The organism is Qipengyuania sp. MTN3-11 (assembly GCF_042851825.1).
Taxonomy (GTDB): Bacteria; Pseudomonadota; Alphaproteobacteria; order Sphingomonadales; family Sphingomonadaceae; genus Qipengyuania.
The window spans coordinates 61,751-79,938 of record NZ_BTGM01000003.1 but is presented as its reverse complement, the minus strand read 5'-3'; the positions used below and the strand labels follow the sequence as shown (position 1 = coordinate 79,938).

The 18,188-nt window shown below is 66.1% G+C and carries 15 protein-coding genes and 1 tRNA gene; 8 read left to right on the top strand and 8 right to left on the bottom strand.

Annotated elements, in window-relative coordinates; all coding sequences use genetic code 11:
• The first annotated feature begins 25 nt into the window (after nucleotides 1-25).
• Complete coding sequence (gene trxA / locus ACGHN1_RS11255) at nucleotides 26-346, top strand: thioredoxin (RefSeq protein ID WP_390550997.1); 321 nt, start codon at nucleotides 26-28, stop codon at nucleotides 344-346.
• Here the strand turns inward: trxA and ACGHN1_RS11250 are convergent.
• Together ACGHN1_RS11250 and argJ are read right to left on the bottom strand one after the other, a co-directional pair.
• Complete coding sequence (locus ACGHN1_RS11250; RefSeq protein ID WP_390551245.1) at nucleotides 343-1,122, bottom strand: inositol monophosphatase family protein; 780 nt, start codon at nucleotides 1,120-1,122, stop codon at nucleotides 343-345. The genes trxA and ACGHN1_RS11250 overlap by 4 nt on opposite strands.
• A gap of 43 nt (nucleotides 1,123-1,165) precedes the next feature.
• A complete protein-coding gene (gene argJ / locus ACGHN1_RS11245) occupies nucleotides 1,166-2,389 on the bottom strand; it encodes a bifunctional glutamate N-acetyltransferase/amino-acid acetyltransferase ArgJ (RefSeq protein WP_390550996.1) in 1,224 nt (407 codons plus the stop codon).
• Between the two features lie 57 nt (nucleotides 2,390-2,446).
• Between argJ and ACGHN1_RS11240 the strand changes: the two genes are divergently transcribed.
• From ACGHN1_RS11240 to ACGHN1_RS11230, 3 genes are all read left to right on the top strand, one after another.
• Nucleotides 2,447-2,746, top strand: coding sequence for a hypothetical protein (locus ACGHN1_RS11240; RefSeq protein ID WP_390550995.1), 300 nt, complete (start codon nucleotides 2,447-2,449; stop codon nucleotides 2,744-2,746).
• Nucleotides 2,747-2,837: 91 nt separating this feature from the next.
• On the top strand, nucleotides 2,838-5,603 hold the full coding sequence (gene secA, locus ACGHN1_RS11235; RefSeq protein WP_390550994.1) for a preprotein translocase subunit SecA: 2,766 nt from the start codon (nucleotides 2,838-2,840) through the stop codon (nucleotides 5,601-5,603).
• A gap of 22 nt (nucleotides 5,604-5,625) precedes the next feature.
• Nucleotides 5,626-6,369 carry a sulfite exporter TauE/SafE family protein gene (locus tag ACGHN1_RS11230; protein ID WP_390550993.1) on the top strand — a complete coding sequence of 248 codons (744 nt, stop codon included), beginning with the start codon at nucleotides 5,626-5,628 and terminating at the stop codon, nucleotides 6,367-6,369.
• Here ACGHN1_RS11230 and ACGHN1_RS11225 read toward each other — a convergent pair.
• The 3 genes from ACGHN1_RS11225 to ACGHN1_RS11215 all read right to left on the bottom strand — a co-directional run bounded on the left by ACGHN1_RS11225 (nucleotide 6,366) and on the right by ACGHN1_RS11215 (nucleotide 7,582).
• Nucleotides 6,366-6,515, bottom strand: a complete 150-nt coding sequence (locus ACGHN1_RS11225) for a hypothetical protein (RefSeq protein WP_390550992.1) — start codon at nucleotides 6,513-6,515, stop codon at nucleotides 6,366-6,368. The genes ACGHN1_RS11230 and ACGHN1_RS11225 overlap by 4 nt on opposite strands.
• A gap of 140 nt (nucleotides 6,516-6,655) precedes the next feature.
• A tRNA-Asn gene (locus ACGHN1_RS11220) sits at nucleotides 6,656-6,730 on the bottom strand.
• A gap of 72 nt (nucleotides 6,731-6,802) precedes the next feature.
• Nucleotides 6,803-7,582 (bottom strand): NAD kinase, encoded by a 780-nt coding sequence (locus ACGHN1_RS11215; protein ID WP_390550991.1) that lies wholly within the window; start codon nucleotides 7,580-7,582, stop codon nucleotides 6,803-6,805.
• Between the two features lie 160 nt (nucleotides 7,583-7,742).
• Here ACGHN1_RS11215 and ACGHN1_RS11210 point away from each other — a divergent pair, with 160 nt between their 5' ends.
• Entirely contained in the window at nucleotides 7,743-9,074 is a 1,332-nt protein-coding gene (locus tag ACGHN1_RS11210) for an EAL domain-containing protein (RefSeq protein ID WP_390550990.1), read from the top strand.
• Nucleotides 9,075-9,077: 3 nt separating this feature from the next.
• Here the strand turns inward: ACGHN1_RS11210 and mfd are convergent, their stop codons facing one another.
• Together mfd and ACGHN1_RS11200 are read right to left on the bottom strand one after the other, a co-directional pair.
• A complete protein-coding gene (mfd, locus tag ACGHN1_RS11205; protein ID WP_390550989.1) occupies nucleotides 9,078-12,569 on the bottom strand; it encodes a transcription-repair coupling factor in 3,492 nt (1,163 codons plus the stop codon).
• Nucleotides 12,570-12,617: 48 nt separating this feature from the next.
• Nucleotides 12,618-12,896 carry a succinate dehydrogenase assembly factor 2 gene (locus ACGHN1_RS11200; protein ID WP_390550987.1) on the bottom strand — a complete coding sequence of 93 codons (279 nt, stop codon included), beginning with the start codon at nucleotides 12,894-12,896 and terminating at the stop codon, nucleotides 12,618-12,620.
• A gap of 53 nt (nucleotides 12,897-12,949) precedes the next feature.
• Here ACGHN1_RS11200 and recG point away from each other — a divergent pair, with 53 nt between their 5' ends.
• Together recG and ACGHN1_RS11190 are read left to right on the top strand one after the other, a co-directional pair.
• Nucleotides 12,950-15,010, top strand: coding sequence for an ATP-dependent DNA helicase RecG (gene recG, locus ACGHN1_RS11195; RefSeq protein ID WP_390550986.1), 2,061 nt, complete (start codon nucleotides 12,950-12,952; stop codon nucleotides 15,008-15,010).
• Between the two features lie 102 nt (nucleotides 15,011-15,112).
• A complete protein-coding gene (locus ACGHN1_RS11190; protein ID WP_390550985.1) occupies nucleotides 15,113-15,808 on the top strand; it encodes an energy transducer TonB in 696 nt (231 codons plus the stop codon).
• Nucleotides 15,809-15,823: 15 nt separating this feature from the next.
• Here ACGHN1_RS11190 and ACGHN1_RS11185 read toward each other — a convergent pair whose 3' ends face one another.
• Nucleotides 15,824-16,234 (bottom strand): low molecular weight protein-tyrosine-phosphatase, encoded by a 411-nt coding sequence (locus tag ACGHN1_RS11185; RefSeq protein WP_390550984.1) that lies wholly within the window; start codon nucleotides 16,232-16,234, stop codon nucleotides 15,824-15,826.
• 121 nt (nucleotides 16,235-16,355) lie between these two features.
• Between ACGHN1_RS11185 and ACGHN1_RS11180 the strand changes: the two genes are divergently transcribed.
• Complete coding sequence (locus tag ACGHN1_RS11180) at nucleotides 16,356-18,152, top strand: DUF885 domain-containing protein (RefSeq protein ID WP_390550983.1); 1,797 nt, start codon at nucleotides 16,356-16,358, stop codon at nucleotides 18,150-18,152.
• The last annotated feature ends 36 nt before the right edge of the window (nucleotides 18,153-18,188 follow it).

Sequence of the window (18,188 nt, the reverse complement as noted above, 5' to 3'; positions counted from 1 at the left end):
TCGAGAACCCCACAGGAGAAATGCAATGGCCACCGTCGAAGTCACCGATTCCAGCTTCCAGTCGGACGTGCTCGATTCCGACAAGCCCGTGCTGGTCGATTTCTGGGCGGACTGGTGCGGCCCGTGCAAGATGATCGCCCCGGCGCTCGAGGAACTGAGCGACGAGCTTTCCGACCGCGTGACGATCGCCAAGATGGACATCATGGCCAATCCCGACGTGCCCGGAAAGATGGGGGTCCAGTCGATCCCCTACCTCGTCCTGTTCAAGGACGGGCAGCCCGCAGCACAGATGCGCGGCGCGGCGCCCAAGGGTCAGTTGAAGGGCTGGCTCGAAGGCGAGCTCTAATCTGCTTCGTCGGCAAGCGCAGCCAGGCGCGCGACGAGATCGTCCCACAGCCGGGGTGAGGCCGCACCGACGAGTCCCGGCTCGCGCCATTCGTCGACGCGATAGGGCAATCCGCTCGGACGCGCGACCCGGCCGCCCGCCTCGTTGAGCCACAGCGCCCCGGCGGCGTGATCCCAGGGCAGAGTACGCTCGAAGATCGAGACGTCGTTCTCGCCCAGCGCCAGCCGCGGATATTGCTCGGCGGCGCAGCGCGGAATATCGACCAGCCGGTAGTGCGGGGCGATGTGGGTCTTCACCCGCTCGCGCTGCATCCGGGCCATGAACAGCAGCGATATTGCGGCGACGGGCGGCTCCTCGCCAGTCGCGCGCGCGGTGACGCGTTCGCCATCGACAAAGGCGCCGTCGCCCAGATGCGCGGCGCAGAAGCGTCCGCTCAGGCAGTCGTAGATCCAGCCCGATTTCGCCTCGCCGTGCTCGGCCAGGGCGATGAGGATGCCGAAGGGCGGCTTGCCGGCAGCGAAATTGTTGGTCCCGTCGAGCGGATCGATGATCCAGCATGCGCCCGCCAGGCGGTCCATCACCGCCGGGTTCGCTTCGGCCGCCTCCTCGCCGACGATGGCGATGCCGGGATTGAGCTTCGCCAATCCCTCCGCGAGCAGTTCTTCGGAAGCGTGATCGGCGATCGTGACGACATCGTCCGCCGCCTTCTCCCGCACCTGGTCGCCGGACAGCTTACGGTAATGCGGGAGGATCGCCTCCTCGCTCGCGCGCCGCATCAGCGCCAGAATCTCTCGGTCGAGCACGCTCACGAGCGCCCCCTCACGAACGGTAATCCGCGTTGATCGCAATGTACCCGTGGGTGAGATCGCAGGTCCACACGGTCGCGCGCCCATCGCCGAGGCCGAGGTCGACATCGATCCGCACCTCCTGCCCACGCAGATGCTCCGCGACCGGCGCCTCGTCGTAATCGGCTAGCGGCTGCCCGTCGCGTGCGGCCCAGGTCCCGCCGAAGCCGATTGACAGGCGGTCGCGGTCGGCTGGCTCGCCTGCTTTGCCCACCGCCATGACCACCCGGCCCCAATTGGCGTCCTCTCCGGCGATGGCGGTCTTCACCAGCGGCGAATTGGCGATCGACAGGCCGATCCGGCGCGCGCTCTCGTCCGATTGCGCGCCGGTGACGGCGATCTCGATGAACTTGCTTGCGCCTTCGCCGTCGCGGACGACGAGATGCGCGAGATCGCGGCAGACCGCCTGAAGCGCGGCATAGAAGGCATCGGCGCCGGGGCTGTCCCACGAGGTCAGGGCCTCGTTCCCGGCAAGGCCGGTTGCGAAAGCCAGCACCGTGTCGCTGGTCGAGGTATCGCCATCGACGGTGATGCAGGAGAAGGTGTCGGCGTTCGCCCGGAGCAGCATTTCCTGGAGGAAGGCGGGATCGACCGCAGCGTCGGTGAAGATATAGCCGAGCATGGTCGCCATGTCGGGCGCGATCATGCCGCTGCCCTTGACGATGCCGGCGAGTTCGGTCCGCGCCGTGCCGATCATGGCCGATGCGCCCGCGCCCTTGGCGAAGGTGTCGGTGGTGCCGATGGTTTCTGCGGCCACTTTCCAGTCGCAAGGATCGGCCTTGAGCGCGGCGGCCACTCCGGCGCGCGCCTTGTCGAGCGGCAGCGGCACGCCGATCACCCCGGTGGAGGAGACGAACACCTCCCCGGGTGCGCACGCGAGTGAATCCGCGACCTGCGCCACGATCCGCTCGACGGCCTCGCGCCCCCGGTGGCCGGTAAAGGCGTTGGAGTTGCCGGCGTTGACGACCAGCGCCCGCGCGTGGCCGGGCACGTGTTCGCGCCCCATCTCGACCTCGCTCGAAGCGCAGGCGCTGCGAGTGAAGACCCCTGCAGCAGCGGTCCCCGGCGCCAGTTCGATCAGCGTGAGATCGCAGCGATCCCATGTCTTGTAACGCGCTCGCGCAACCCGAAGGGTCACCCCGTCGATCGCCGGGAGGGCGGGGAAGGGCCGGGCGAGGGGAGAACGTTCAAGGTCCATTCACTCGCCGTTAGGGAGTATCACAGCCAAGGTAAACGCGGATTGAGGGTGGACGCGATGGCCGGCAGATCCTATCTCGCAAAGCCGATGCTCCGCCGTCTTCTCGCCTGCCTCGCGCTCGTAACCGGCCTCGCCGCCGTCGGCGCCCCGGCCCATGCGCAGTTGCTGGACGCGCTCGACCAGCTCGAGATTTCGGCCGATCGCAACGATCGGGACAAGCCTGCGGTCACGCCGTGCGAACAGCGGCAGCAGGAGCAGCGCCAGCGGGGCGAAAGGCCTTCGCCCTGTCCGCCGGAACGCACCATCCGGATATATATCCCTTCGGTGATGCTCGGGCCCGACCGCGCGCTCGAATAGGCTGACGCCCTCCACGATTTGGCCCTGCTGTGCCCGGCACCATGCGTGCTCGGGCATTTCCCATTCAAATTCCGCGCGAAAGACCGCACCCATGATGAAATCACTGATGAAGTCGATCTTCGGCTCCTCGAACGAACGCTACGTCGCTTCGATGCAGAAGCATGTGAACCAGGTGAATGCCCTGGAGGAGCAGATCAAGGCGCTCTCCGACGAGGAGCTTTCGGCCCAGACCGAGAAGTTCCGGCGGATGCTGGACGAGGGCACCAAGCTCGACGACCTGCTCCCCGAAGCCTTCGCCACCGTGCGCGAGGCTTCGATCCGCGTCCTCGGGATGCGCCACTTCGACGTGCAGCTGATCGGCGGCATCGTGCTCCACCGCGGCGAGATTGCCGAGATGCGCACCGGCGAGGGCAAGACGCTGGTGGCGACGCTGGCGGTCTATCTCAACGCGCTCGAGGGCAAGGGCGTCCACGTCGTCACCGTCAACGACTATCTCGCGCGTCGCGACGCCGAATGGATGGGCCAGCTCTACCGCTTCCTCGGTCTGACCGTGGGCGTGATCGTGCCCAACCAGAACGAGTTCGAGAAGCGCGACGCGTACAATGCCGATATCACCTACGGCACCAACAACGAATTCGGCTTCGACTATCTGCGCGACAACATGAAGCACGAACGCAGCCAGATGACGCAGCGTCCGTTCAACTATGCGATCGTCGACGAGGTCGATTCGATCCTGATCGACGAGGCGCGCACGCCGCTGATCATATCCGGCCCGACCGAGGACAAGAGCGAGCTCTACGTCCAGATCGATGCGCTGGTGAAGGACCTCGACGACGAATGGTACGAAGCCGACGAGAAGACCAAGAACATCACCTGGACCGAGGAAGGCACCGATGCGATCGAGGCCAAGCTCGCCGAGGCGGGGCTGCTCGAGACCGACAACCTTTACGATGTCGAGAACACGCAGGTGGTTCACCACCTCGACCAGGCGTTGAAGGCGAACATCATGTTCAAGCGCGACACGGACTACATCGTGAAAGACGACAAGGTCGTCATCATCGACGAGTTCACCGGGCGCATGATGGAAGGCCGCCGCTGGTCGAACGGTCTGCACCAGGCGGTCGAGGCCAAGGAGGGCGTGAAGATCGAGCCCGAGAACCAGACCATGGCCTCGATCACCTTCCAGAACTATTTCCGCATGTATCCCAAGCTCGCCGGCATGACCGGCACCGCCGCCACCGAGGCGAGCGAGTTCTGGGACATCTACAAGCTCAACGTCGCCGAGATTCCGACCAACAAGCCGGTCAGCCGCGTCGACGAGGACGACCAGTTCTACAAGAACACGATGGACAAGTTCCAGGCGATCGCCAAGTCGATCCGCGAACACAATGAGAAGGGCCAGCCGGTTCTGGTCGGAACAGTGTCGATCGAGAAGAGTGAACTGCTCAGCAAGTTCCTCGAACAAGAGGGTGTTCGGCACGAAATCCTGAACGCTCGCCAACACGAGCGCGAGGCGCATATCGTCGCCCAGGCCGGCCGCATCGGCGCGGTGACCATCGCCACCAACATGGCCGGGCGCGGCACCGACATCCAGCTCGGCGGCAACCTCGAATTCCGCCTCGAGGACGAGCTTTCCGACATGTCCGAAGGCCCCGAGCGCGACGAGGCGGTGGCCCGGATCAAGCAGGAAATCGCCGAGGAAAAGCAACGGGTGCTCGATGCGGGCGGTCTGTTCGTGCTCGGCACCGAACGCCACGAATCGCGGCGCATCGACAACCAGCTGCGCGGCCGTTCGGGCCGTCAGGGCGACCCCGGCCTCAGCCGGTTCTACCTCTGTCTCGAAGACGATCTGCTGCGCATCTTCGGGCCGGACACGCTGTTCTCGCGCATGATGAACTCCAATCTCGAGGATGGCGAGGCGATCGGTTCCAAATGGCTCAGCAAGGCCATCGAGACCGCGCAGAAGAAGGTCGAAGCGCGCAATTACGAGGCCCGCAAGCAGGTCGTCCAGTATGACGACGTGATGAACGACCAGCGCAAGGTCATCTACGAACAGCGCGCCGAGATCATGGATTCCGAGGCCGTAGACGATGTCGTGGTCGACATGCGCCACGACGCGATCAATTCGATCGTCTCGGAAGCCTGCCCGCCCGGCTCCTATCCCGAACAGTGGAATGTCGCAGCGCTGAAGGAGCGGGTGGAGGACGTGCTGGGCATGAATCCGCCGATCGATGCCTGGCTCGACGAGGATACGGTCGAGCCCGAGATCATCGAGGAACGGCTACGCGCAGAAGCCGACCGGGAAATGGACGCCAAGATCGCCAAGGCCGACGGCCAGCGCTGGCGGGCCTTCGAAAAGAGTCTGCTCCTGCAGAAGCTCGATTTCCAGTGGAAGGAACACCTCGCCACGCTCGACGCCTTGCGGCAGGTGGTCTGGCTCCGGGCGCACGCGCAGAAACAGCCGATCAACGAGTACAAGCAGGAGGCGTTCGGTCTGTTCGAGCGCATGCTCGATACCCTGCGCGAGGATGTCACTCGCGAGCTGATGAAGCTCCAGATCGCCGACAGTGCGCCCGAACCGGTGCCTGCGGATATCCTCGCCGGCCTGCCCGATTTCCTTACCGGCCATATCGATCCGCTCACCGGCCTCGACGATTCCAACGATGGCGATGGATCCTCGCGCCGGCCCGAATTGTTCGGCGCGCTCGCCGGAAGTCCACGAGCCGCGGCAGGGCCGGGTGGAGCATTCGTCGAAGATCCCTACGCCGGCAAGAACGTCAGCCGCAATGCGCCATGCCCTTGCGGTTCGGGCAACAAGTACAAGCACTGCCACGGGGCAATCGCGGCCAAGGTATGATCCGCGCTGACCGGGGCAGCCGATGATCTGGCTCGCCGCCGCCTTTCTGCTTACCGCCCTGCTCTACGCGGGGGTCGGCTTCGGCGGCGGCTCCACCTACAGCGCGCTGCTGGCGCTCGCGGGCGTCGACTATCGCATTCTCCCGATCCTGTCGCTCGCCTGCAATATCGTGGTGGTGGCCGGCGGTACTGTGCGTTTCGCGCGCGCCCGCATCACTCCCTGGCGCGATGCCGGGCTTCTGATCGCGCTGGCGGCTCCGGCGGCGTTCCTCGGGGGGCTGACGCCGATCGGTCGCGAGCCCTTCCTGTTCCTGCTCGGGGTCAGCCTCCTTCTGGCTGGGGTGGCGCTGCTTCTCCGGCGGCCGAGTCCGGAGGAGATCGGACCGCGCGGCCGGTTCGCCAGGCTGATGCCGCTCGCGGCCGCGCCGCTCGGATATCTGGCGGGGCTCGTCGGTATCGGCGGGGGCATCTTCCTCGCTCCGATCCTCCATCTCGTCCGCTGGAACAGCGCACGCGCGATCGCCGCCACCGCCAGCCTCTTCATCCTCGTCAATTCGCTGACGGGCCTGGCCGGCCAGCTGCTCAAGGGCGGCGAGGGCCGGCTGGGCGCGGCGTTCGAACTCGGCCTGCCGCTGCTGGTGGCGGTCGCGGTCGGCGGACAGATCGGCAGCCTGCTGGCGGTCCGGTTCCTGCCGCTGGCGTGGATCCGGCGCCTGACGGCGGCGCTGACGATCGTCGTCGGCGCACGCCTGTTGCTCGGGGTCTAGCGGCCCAGCAGCCTGTCGAGGAGACGGCGCTTTTCGACCATCGGGCGGATCGGACCGTATTTGCGCAGCCGCATCGAGGGATCGCTATAGGCGCGGGGATTGCTCCACTTGTCGGTGGACGAACTCTGGAAACGCAAGGTGGTCATCGCACATCTCCCGTGAAGATGCGGCGAGAATGCCCATTGTGCCAAAAAGCGCAAAGCGCCTTAACTACGAAACGTCCGGCCTGTCCCGGATCAGGGTTAATATCCCCGGCGCCGGCCAGTATCTTCGAGCTGGTGGAAAATGGCTCCCCGAGTTGGATTCGAACCAACGACCAAGTGATTAACAGTCACCTACTCTACCGCTGAGCTATCGGGGAGCAGCCTATCGGCGGAGGCAGGCCTATATGCGGCGTCCGGCAGCATTGCAAGGGCCCGTTCGCATGACCGTTTCAGGTGACGAACTGTTCGGAAACGATCCGCTCGTCGAGCGAATGGCCCGGGTCGAACAGCAGGGTCAGCCGTTCGCCCTCGGCCCGCGCGATGCGCACCTGGGCGACGTCGCGGATTTCCTTCTGGTCGGCGACCACGGACACGGGCCGCTTGTCCGGCTCGTGGACGGTGAAGGTGATGTTGTAGCGATCGGGCAGGATGGCCCCGCGCCACCGACGCGGGCGAAAGGCGCTGATCGGGGTGAGTGCCAGCATCTGCGATTCGAGCGGCAGGATCGGTCCGTTGGCCGAAAGGTTGTACGCGGTCGACCCGGCCGGGGTCGCCACCAGCACGCCATCGCACACCAGCTCCTTGATCCGCACCCGGCGATTGACCTTGACCTCGATCTTCGCGGTCTGGCGGGTTTCGCGCAGCAGCGACACCTCGTTGATCGCGCAGAACCGGCACTCCTCGCCTTCCTGGGTGACCACATCCATCACCAGAGGGGTGATAGTCACGGATTTCGCCTCTTCCAGTCGCTCGAGCAGCTTCTCGATGCTGCGGTGCTTGTTCATCAGGAAGCCGACGGTGCCGAGATTGACCCCGTATACCGGAATGCGATGACCGCTTTCCAGCATCGCGTGGAGGGTCTGGAGCATGAAGCCGTCGCCGCCGAGCACCACCGCGGCATCGGCGTCTTCCAGCGGCACCCAATCGGTCAGGCCGCGGAACATCGGGGCGGCCTCCTGCGCCTTGCCGGAATCCGACACCAGCAGCGCCAGCTTGGTGAAATGCGCCATCTTCCCCCCGGTGGCCGATCTGTGAAAACGGTGTCGAACCCGCGCCCCGATCCCGCGCTCTCGTTCAGCGCTCTGTGGATAAAATAGGCGGCCGCGTCCCGTTTGGCAACGCGCGTGGGAATTAACGGATATGGTTCGCCGGACGGGCTAAGGGGCTGCGATGGATGCCGATGTGACCAAGTCCCGAAGCGTGCCTGCCGATTGGCCGCACGACCGGTTGACCGGGCTGGCCGATCTTGCGTCTGCGAAGGAACTGATCGCCGGGTGGAAGGCCAATTGGCCGGACGACGCCGGCCCGTGTCCGATTCACGTCATGCTGATTTCCGTCGGACGGATCGAGACCGTGAACATTGCCTATGGCGAGACCACCGGCGACAATGCGCTCGTCGAAATAGCTCGAAGGATCAGCGATTTCGCCGGCGACGAGCTGGAAAGCGCTGCCTGGATCGCGGCCCGGGTGAGCGGCGGCACCTTCCTGATCGCCGCCCGTGACCGGTGCAGCCGTGAGCGATGGCAGTGGCTGGGCGAAGCGCTGGCCGATGCGATCGCCACCCCGATCGAGAGCCCGCAGCACGACGGCGCGGTGCGGCTGTGGCCCCGGATCGCGCTGATGCGTGCGGTCGAGGGCGAAACCGCCGAGCAGATGCTCGACCACCTCGCCCAGGCGCTCGACGCGGCGCGGCAGGAGCAGGGCCGACGCGTGGTCTGGGTCGCCGGGGAGACCGCGCGGATCGGCATCAGCAACCAGCAGCTCGAATCCGATCTGCTCGCGGCGATCGACCGCGACGAGATCGCGATCGTCTTCCAGCCGCAATACGCGCTGGCCGATGACCGCTTGACCGGGGCCGAGGCGCTGGCCCGCTGGCAACATCCCGAAATCGGACGCTTGGGCGCCAACACGCTCTTCACCCTCGCCGAACGCACCGACCATGTCGCCCAGCTTTCCCGGCACATCGCCGAACGCGCGCTGGCCGAAGCGGTGCAATGGCAGGGCGACTGGCGGCTTTCGGTCAATGTCACTCCGGCCGACCTTTCATCCGGCAGCTTCGCCCAGGATTTCACCGAGGTCGTCCGCGCATCGGGCTTTCCGGCCGAGCGCGTCACGCTCGAGATTACCGAGCAGGTCCTGCTTGCCGATCTCGAATACATCGCCCGCACGCTGCGACCGCTGAAGGCCGCCGGCATGGCGGTTGCGCTCGACGACTTCGGTGCGGGCTATTCGAATTTTCGCTACCTCAAGCACTTGCCCGTCGACAGCATCAAGCTCGACCGCTCGATGGTCGAGGGCATCGCCGAGGATCCCCGCGACCGCGCCGTCCTCCACGCGATGGTGGCGATGGCGCGGGCGCTGGACATGGCGGTGGTTGCCGAAGGGGTCGAGGAAGAGGCGCAGCGCGCGATTCTCGCCGAAGAAGGCGTCGATACCTATCAGGGTTTCCTGCGGTCGCTTCCCCTGCTGCCGGAGGATTTTCAGAAGATCGCCGCGGGATAGGCGCTAGGCCGCCTTCCTCCCCGCCTTGCGGTCCTTGCGCAGGATCCCGGCGAGCCCCTTGGTAAGCTGCAAAAGGCCGTTCAGCCGGCTTTCGGGCGAGCTCCAGGCGCGGCTGATCACCAGCTTCATGTCGGGTCGCAGCTTGGCCGTTCCGCTCAGGCGGTCGACATAAGCGAGCAAGCCCGCGGGATCGGGGAAATCGTCCTTGTGGAAGGTCACGAGCGTGCCCGCCGCGCCGACATCGATCTTGGAGATGTTGGCCTCGATCGCCTGGAGCTTGATCTGCAGAAGTCGGACGAGATTGGCGGTCGAGTCCGGCAGTTCGCCGAAGCGGTCGATCATTTCCGCCGCCATCGCTTCGATTTCGGCCTTGTCGCCGGCCTCGTTGAGGCGACGGTAGAGACCCATGCGCACCGCGAGATCGGGCACGTAGTCCTCGGGGATCATGATCGGGGCGTCGACCGTGATTTGCGGGCTGATCTTGTCCGGTCGGGCCTCCAGACCCGCTTCCCCGGCCTTGGCGGCGAGAATCGCGTCCTCGAGCATCGACTGGTAGAGTTCGAAGCCCACCTCGCGGATATGGCCCGATTGCTCGTCGCCGAGCAGATTGCCCGCGCCGCGAATGTCGAGATCGTGGCTGGCGAGCTGAAAACCGGCACCCAGGCTGTCGAGATCGCCGAGCACCTTGAGGCGCTTTTCCGCGACCTCGGACAGCGCCACGTCCTTCTCGTAAGTTAGATAGGCATAGGCGCGCAGTTTCGACCGGCCTACCCGCCCGCGCAGCTGGTAGAGCTGGGCAAGTCCGAAGCGATCGGCGCGGTGGATGATTATGGTGTTGGCGCTTGGCAGGTCGAGCCCGCTCTCGACGATCGTCGTCGAAAGCAGCACGTCGTACTTGCCTTCGTAGAATGAGCTCATCCGCTCCTCGATCTCGCCAGCCCCCATCTGGCCGTGCGCGGACACCACCTTCACCTCGGGCACCGCATCGCGCAGCCATTTCTCGATCTCGGGCATGTCGGAGATTCGCGGCACGACGATGAAGCTCTGGCCGCCACGGTGATGTTCGCGCAGCAAGGCCTCGCGCACCACCATCTCGTCCCATTCCATGACGTAGGTCCGCACCGCGAGGCGGTCGACCGGCGGGGTCTGGATGGTCGAGAGTTCGCGCAGGCCGGTCATCGCCATCTGCAGCGTGCGCGGGATCGGCGTGGCGGTGAGGGTGAGCATGTGCACGTCGGCGCGCAACTGCTTGAGTTTTTCCTTGTGCGTCACGCCGAACCGCTGCTCCTCGTCGACGATCACCAGGCCCAGATCCTTGAACTTGGTACTCTTTGAAAGGATCGCGTGGGTGCCGACGACGATGTCGATGTCGCCCGATGTGAGCCCGTCCCGGGTCTCTTTCATCTCCTTGGCCGATACCAAGCGCGAGAGCCGGCCGATCTTGAGCGGAAAACCGGCGAAGCGGTCCGCGAAGTTCTGGAAATGCTGGCGGGCGAGAAGGGTGGTGGGGGCGACCACGGCGACCTGCTGGCCGTTCATCGCCGCGGCGAATGCGGCGCGCATGGCGACCTCGGTCTTGCCGAAGCCGACGTCGCCGCAGACCAGGCGATCCATCGGGCTGCCGCTTTCCAGGTCGCGCAGCACGTCCTCGATCGCGCGTTCCTGGTCATCGGTTTCCTCGTATTGGAAACGGTCCTGGAACTGGTTGTAGGGGCCTTCCTCCACCGCGAAGACCGGAGCCGTCTTGAGCGCGCGGGCGGCGGCGGTCTTCATCAGCTCGCCGGCGATCTCGCGGATGCGTTCGCGCATCTTCGCGCGGCGGCGCTGCCACGCTTCGCCGCCGAGCTTGTCGAGGCTGACCGCTTCCTCGCTGCTGCCGTAGCGCGAGAGGACATCAATGTTCTCGACCGGGATGTAGAGCTTGTCGCCGCCGGCATATTCCAGCATCACGCAATCGTGCGCACTCTTGCCGACGGTGATCGGCTCGAGCCCCAGGTATTTTCCAATCCCATGTTCTACGTGGACGACGAGATCGCCCCGATTGAGCGCCTGGATCTCGGCAAGGAAGGCATCGGAATCCTTGCGCTTCTTGCGCCGGCGGACCAGCCGGTCGCCGAGGATGTCCTGCTCGGTGAGCAGTTCCATCTCGTCGTTGGCGAAGCTCGAATCGAGTGGCAGGATCATGGCCGCCGGTTTGCCCTTCGCGGCCTTCCCGAGCGCGTCCTGCCAGCTTTCGGCGAGCTGCACCGCCACCCCCGCCTCGTCCAGGATCGAGACCATACGCGCCCGGCTGCCCTTGGAGTAGGCGGCCAGCAGCGGGCGCTTGCCTTCCTTGCCTAAAGCCCCGAGGTGCTCGGCGAGAGCGGGATAGACATTGTCGCCCCGTGCGCGTTCGGGGGCGAAGTCGCGGCCCGAACGGAAGCCGAAATCGATCACGCGTTCCGCTTCAGGCTCGGCGAAGATAGAGCTGCGATGGACGGGCCATGTCTCGAGCGCTGTCGCCAGCTCGTCCTGTCCCAAATAGAGCGCAGTCGGTGCCAGGGGACGATAGCTGCCCTTCTTCTGCCCGGCGGAGCTCGTGCGCTGTTCGTAATAATCGGCGATGTCGGACAGCCGCTCCTCGCTTGCCTGGATCGCGCCATTGTCCATCACCAGCACGTCGTTCTTGCCGAGATGATCGAACAGGGTCGACAGCTTGTCCTCGAACAATGGCAGCCAATGTTCCATTCCCGCCAGCCTACGGCCCTCGCTCACCGCTTCGTAGAGCGGGTCCTGGGTGGCATCGGCGCCGAACCGTTCGCGGTACCCGCTGCGGAAGCGCTTGATGCTGTCGTCGTCGAGCAGAGCTTCGCTGGCCGGGAGCAGCAGATGGGAATCGAGCCGACCGGTGCTCATCTGCGTCCCGGGATCGAAGGTGCGCAGGCTCTCCAGCTCGTCGCCGAAGAAATCGAGCCGCAGCCCCTCCCCGAGTCCGCTCGGGAACACGTCGACGATCGATCCTCGAATGGCGAATTCGCCCGCGTCGATCACCGTGTCGGTGCGGGTGTAACCTTGGCGCCGCAGCAGCGCGGCGAGGCTCTCCATCCCGATCTCGGTTCCGGGCGCGAATTCACGCACGCTCTCGCGAACTCGAAATGGGGTGAGGACCCGCTGGGTGAGGGCATTGGCGGTCGTGATCAAAAATTGCTTGCCGGGCTCGCCCTTCTGCAGGCGATGGAGCGCGGCGAGGCGGCGCGCGCTGATCGAAAGGGCGGGGCTGGCTCGATCGTAGGGCAGCGAATCCCAGGCGGGAAATTCGATCACCTCGAGTTCGGGTGCGAAATAGCGTGCCGCGTCTCCGATGTTGCGCATCGCAGTGTCGTCCGGCGCGACGAACACTGCGCGACCTTTCGACGCGCGTGCCAGATCGGCCATGACCAGCGGCTGGGCGCCGCGAGCGACCTGCGCCAGCGTCAGTGGTTTGTCGGCATCGAGGATGCGGGAAAGGTCGGGCATTTCAGGTCCAGCGTCGGGAAGGCGGCGGGGTTCCCGTCTTGTCGGAAGTCAGCGGGGAATGTCGACGTAATCGAGCTGGCGCATCCGTTCCAGCTGCGGCCCGGCGATATGCGGAGGTGCCTCGCGTGCCTGCATCGCCCAAGCGAGCACGTCGACGTCCTCTTCCTCGAGCAGCGCTTCGAACCATGCGAGGTCTTCCCGGTTCCATTCGGCATGGTAGCGATCGAAGAAACCGCCGAACACGTAATCCGCCTCACGCGTGCCCCGATGCCAGGCGCGGAACTTGCAGCGGGCGATACGGCCTTCGAGGGTGAGCGCGTCGGGCATCGGGCGCGGGTAGGCCACTCGCATCGCCCGCGCAACCGGCTATAGGAGGCGCGATGCGGCCCGACATCCTCAACCCGCTTTTCGCCGAGACCGAGACGCTCGAAGGCGTCGGGCCGAAGCTGAAGAAGCCGCTCGAGCGGCTGGGGCTGACGCGGGTACGCGATGTGCTCTACCACCTGCCCGAGCGCTTCGTGACTCGTCGCGCCGTCGCCGACCTCGACGAGGCGGGGGAGGGCGAGAACATCGTCGTCGCGCTGACGCCGGTCGAACACCGCGCCAGCCGCAACGCGCGCGCGCCGTACCGCGTGCTGGCTCAGGATGCGAAGGGCAACGTGCTGGCGCTGACCTATTTCGGCCGGGCCAGCTACACCGCAAAGAAGCAATTGCCGGTTGGCGAGAAGCGTTGGGTCGCGGGCAAGCTCGAACGCTATGGCGACATGCTCCAGATCGTCCATCCCGATCACGTCTTGGAGGAAGGCGGCGAAAACCTGGGCCATCTGTGCGAGCCGGTCTACCGCCTGTCTGAAGGTCTGACCCAGCCCAAGGTCGCGGGGCTGGTGGGTCAGGCTTTGGCGAAGGCACCGGAACTGCCGGAATGGATCGAGGCGGGGCAGGCCGATCGCGAGGGCTGGACGGGCTGGCGCGACGCACTGTATCTTGCGCACAGGGCCGAGAATGCGACGGCCCGCGACCGGCTGGCCTATGACGAATTGCTGGCCAACAGCCTGGCACTGATGCTGGTCCGCGCCGACAACCGGCGGCGCAAAGGCCAACCCCTGAAGGGCGACGGCAGCTATCGCGGCAAGCTCGCCCTGCCGTTCCCGCTGACCGGCGCGCAGCAGCGCTCGATCGCCGAGATCGAAGGCGATCTGGCGCAGGATGCGCCCATGCTGCGGCTGCTCCAGGGCGATGTCGGCGCGGGCAAGACGGTGGTCGCGCTGGAGGCAATGTTGATCGCGGTCGAGGCCGGTGCGCAGGCGGCGATGCTTGCGCCCACCGAATTGCTCGCCCGTCAGCATTTCGAGACTCTGCGCCGGATGGCTGCGCCAACCGGGGCCGAGGTCGCGCTGTTCACCGGGCGCGACAAGGGCAAGGCGCGCGAGAGCATTCTGATGGGTCTCCTCGATGGCAGCATCGACATCGTCGTCGGCACCCACGCGATCTTTCAGGACAAGGTCGCCTACCGGAACCTCGCGCTGGTGGTGATCGACGAGCAGCATCGCTTCGGCGTCGGCCAAAGGCTGATGCTCGCGGGGAAGGGCAAGCGCGCGCCGCATGTCCTGGCGATGACCGCCACCCCGATCCCGCGCACGCTGACGCTCGCGCAATACGGCGAACTCGACGTCAGCAAGCTCGACGAATTGCCGCCGGGCCGCCAGGCGATCGACACCCGCGTGATCGGGATCGAGCGGATGGACGAGGTGGTCGCGGGGGTCGAGCGGCATATCGCGGGCGGGCAGCAGGCCTATTGGGTCTGCCCTATGGTGCGCGACAACGAAACCGACGACACCGCAGCCGCCGAGGCGCGCTTCGCGGCGCTGAAGGCGCGCTTCGGCAACGACGTCGTGATGGTCCACGGCCAGCTCGACCCGGGCCTCAAGGATGCGGCGATGGAGCGGTTCGCCAGCGGCGATGCGAAATTACTGGTTGCCACCACGGTGATCGAAGTCGGGGTCGATGTGCCTGCGGCGACACTGATGGTGATCGAACAGGCCGAGCGCTTCGGGCTCGCTCAGCTCCACCAATTGCGCGGGCGCGTGGGGCGGGGCGCGGAGAAGTCGGTCTGCCTGCTGCTGCGCTCTGGCGAACTGTCGGAAACGGCGCGCGACCGGCTCGCCCTGATGCGCGAGACGCAGGACGGCTTCCGGCTTGCCGAGGAAGACCTGCGCCTGCGCGGCGGCGGCGAGCTGCTCGGCACGCGCCAGTCGGGCGAGGCGGCGTTCCAGATCGCCGATCTCGAGCAGATCACGCGGCTGCTTCCGACCGCGCATGACGATGCCCGCCTGCTGATCGAGCGTGACGGTGGGCTCGAAGGCCCTCGGGGCGAAGCGGCGCGGACCCTGCTCTACCTGTTCGAGCGCGATTTCGGCGTGCGCACCCTGCGCGGCGGCTGATCCGACGACGGTTCACGGCGGATCAATTGGTCCGTCGCCAAACCACGCACCATGTATGTGTCGCGACCTCCTCGCCTGGCCTCCGCGGCGTTCGCGGCCGGCTTGACCGGGCTGGCGCTCGCCGTGCTGATATGGGGAATCGGCATCGCCTTGCCGCTGCGGCCCGAAGCGCCCGCGCTTGCATCCTTCGCTCTCGAAGAACCACTCCCCTTGCCCACGCCGACACCCACTGAGCGGCCCGCCCAGCGCGACGAACGCCGTGCTGCGCCCAAGGACGAGGCTGGCGAGCGCAACCTCCGCAACCGGGCCACGCCGGTCGTCGCACCGCCGGTCGAGCCGTTGATCGTACTGCCGCCGATCATTGCCGCCCCCGAGCCCGACGCCGGGGCGGCAGCGCAAACCGGCGCGTCCGAACGGCCAGGCCCGGGCCGGGGTGCGGGCAATCGCGGTGACGGTCTCGGCGGTGGCGGCACAGGGGGAGAGGGCGACGGCACGGGCAGGGGTGAGGCGGTGATCGGACCGCGCCGCATTTCCGGCACCCTGTCCTACCGCGATCTGCCCGAGGGCGTGCTGACCGATTACGGCACGATGGAGGTCGAGGTCGTCTATACCGTGACGCCTGGGGGAAGGGCGACCGGCTGCCGCGCCGAGCGCTCCAGCGGTAGCGCATTGCTCGACCGAACCGCGTGCCGGCTCATCGAGCAGCGATTCCGTTTCCGACCCGCTCGTGACGCGCGGGGCAGGGCAGTCGAAGCGATGATCGCCGAAACCCACGGCTGGTTCGCGCGTCCGCAATAGTCGCCGCCGGGCGCGTCAGTCCGCCAGTTCGCGAGCGATCGCCGCGGCGGCCATGCAGACATCGTCCCAGGTCGCGACGAAATCCTCTTCACCGCCGTAATAGGGATCGACAAGCGATGCGCCTTCGCGCCCGGGCACGGCGTCGAGCAGCAGCGTGGCGGGTGTCTGCGAGCCCGGAGGCTGCAGTTCCTCGATCGCGCGCAAATTGGCTGCGTCCATCGCGTAAATCCGGTCGAAGCGGGCGAAGTCTTCGGGAACGAGCTGTCTTGCCGCGAGCCCGGAGATGTCGATTCCCCGCTCCGCCATGGCGGCGACGGCGCGCGGATCGGGCGATTTGCCGATGTGGTAGTCGGCGGTTCCGCAGCTATCGACATGCGCCGCGATTCCAGCCTCCGCCAGCGCCGCCCGAAGCGCACCCTCCGCCATCGGCGATCGGCAAATGTTTCCTAGACAGACCAGGAGGATGCGTGGGTGCTGCACGGCTTCGACCTACTGGACCTGCTGCGCGGAGGGCAATAGGGTGCGCGCAAACCGGGGGGACCGATCAATGAAACATGCATTCCATGCCATCGCGCTCGCGCTCGCCGCCACCGCTTTTGCTCCGAACCCTGCACAGGCGCAAGAGACCGAAACCCAGGCCACCGCGGAGCAGAAGCGTTACGAGGCGTTGCGCGAGGAAATCTGGCAGGCCTTTCTCGACAGCTATCCTACGCTCGCGACGTCAATCGGCGATCGGCGAGGGGACGGAAAGCTAGGCGATCTCTCGCTTGCCGAATACGAGCGGCAGACCGCGCTTTCCAAGGCCTGGCTCACGCGGATCGACGCCATCGATACCCAGCGCCTGCCGGAGGACACGAGGGTCGATCTCGCGATACTGCGCAGCAGCCTGGCCGACTCAGTGTCGGCCTCCGAACACGACCACGCCCGCTATGTCCTGTTCGGGCGCGGCGGCGGGTGGTTTTCCGGTCTTGAATCTCTTCCCTACAGTTCGCCCTTTTTTACTCTCGCCGACTACGAATCCTATGTCGGCCGGCTCGAAGCCTATCCGGCTTACAATGCCGATGGCATCGCCCGCAGCCGCGAGGCGGTTAAGCGCGGGCTGACGCAGGCCTGCGGGCCGATGGAAGGCTTCGCCGATCGTGTCTCCGGCCAGATCGTCGATGATCCGGAGGAAAGCGTGTTTTGGCAGCCCTTCGTCGAACGTCCGACGACCATCGCCGCGGTTGACTGGACCCGCCTTCAGGCGCGGGCGCGCGAGGCGCTGACCGGCGGCGTCATCCCCGCCTACCGCGAATTCCTCGCTTTCTACCGCGACGAGTATCTACCGGAATGTCGCACCGGTGTGCCCGGCATTTCGGCCACGCCGGGCGGCGCGGACTATTACGATCATCTCGTCCGCAGCTACACCACCACGGACATGACCGCGGACGAGATCCACCGTCTCGGCCTGTCGGAGGTCGCGCGGATCCGGGCCGAAATGGAAGAGGTCGCGCGCGAGGCGGGTTATCCGACCCGCGAAGCCTTCATCGAACATCTCCGGACCGATCCGCAATATTACGCCAGCACGCCCGAGCAGCTGATGATGGAGGCGGGTGCGCTCGCCAAGTCCATCGACGGCTGGATGCCCAAGCTCTTCGGCACCCTGCCGCGCCAACCCTATACCGTGCTGCCCATTCCCGAAGCGCAGGCGCCGGGTAACACCACCGCCTACTACGAACCGGGTTCGCTGCAAACCGGGCAGCCCGGTATCTATCGCGTCAACACCACCGAACTCGATCAGCGCCCGCTATGGGAGTTGCCCGCGCTCGGCGTGCACGAGGCGGTCCCGGGCCATCACCACCAGATCGCGATCCAGCAGGAACTCGATCTCCATCCGATCCGCCGCAACGGCACCTTCTTCACCGCCTTCGTCGAGGGCTGGGGGCTTTACTCGGAGCGGCTCGGGATCGAGATGGGGCTCTACGACACCCCCGCCAAAGAAATGGGCCGGCTGAGCTACGAGATGTGGCGGGCCACCCGGCTGGTGGTCGATACCGGGCTCCACGCGCAGGGCTGGAGCAAGCAGCGTGCGGTCGACTACATGCTCGACAACACCGCCTTGACCCCGGGAAATGTCGATGCGGAGGTCAACCGTTATATTACCATGCCAGGGCAGGCCCTGGCCTATAAGATCGGGGAACTGAAAATCCGCGAATTGCGCACGCGCGCGGAAAAGGCGCTCGGCAGCCGCTTCGACCTGCGCGCGTTCCATGACACCGTGCTGGAAAACGGGGCGGTCCCGCTGGATGTCCTGGAAACCCACGTCGACCGCTGGATCAGGGCCCAATTGGCGACAGCAAGCTGAGCGCCGTCGCCCTATCGTCCATCGGCGCGGGATTGG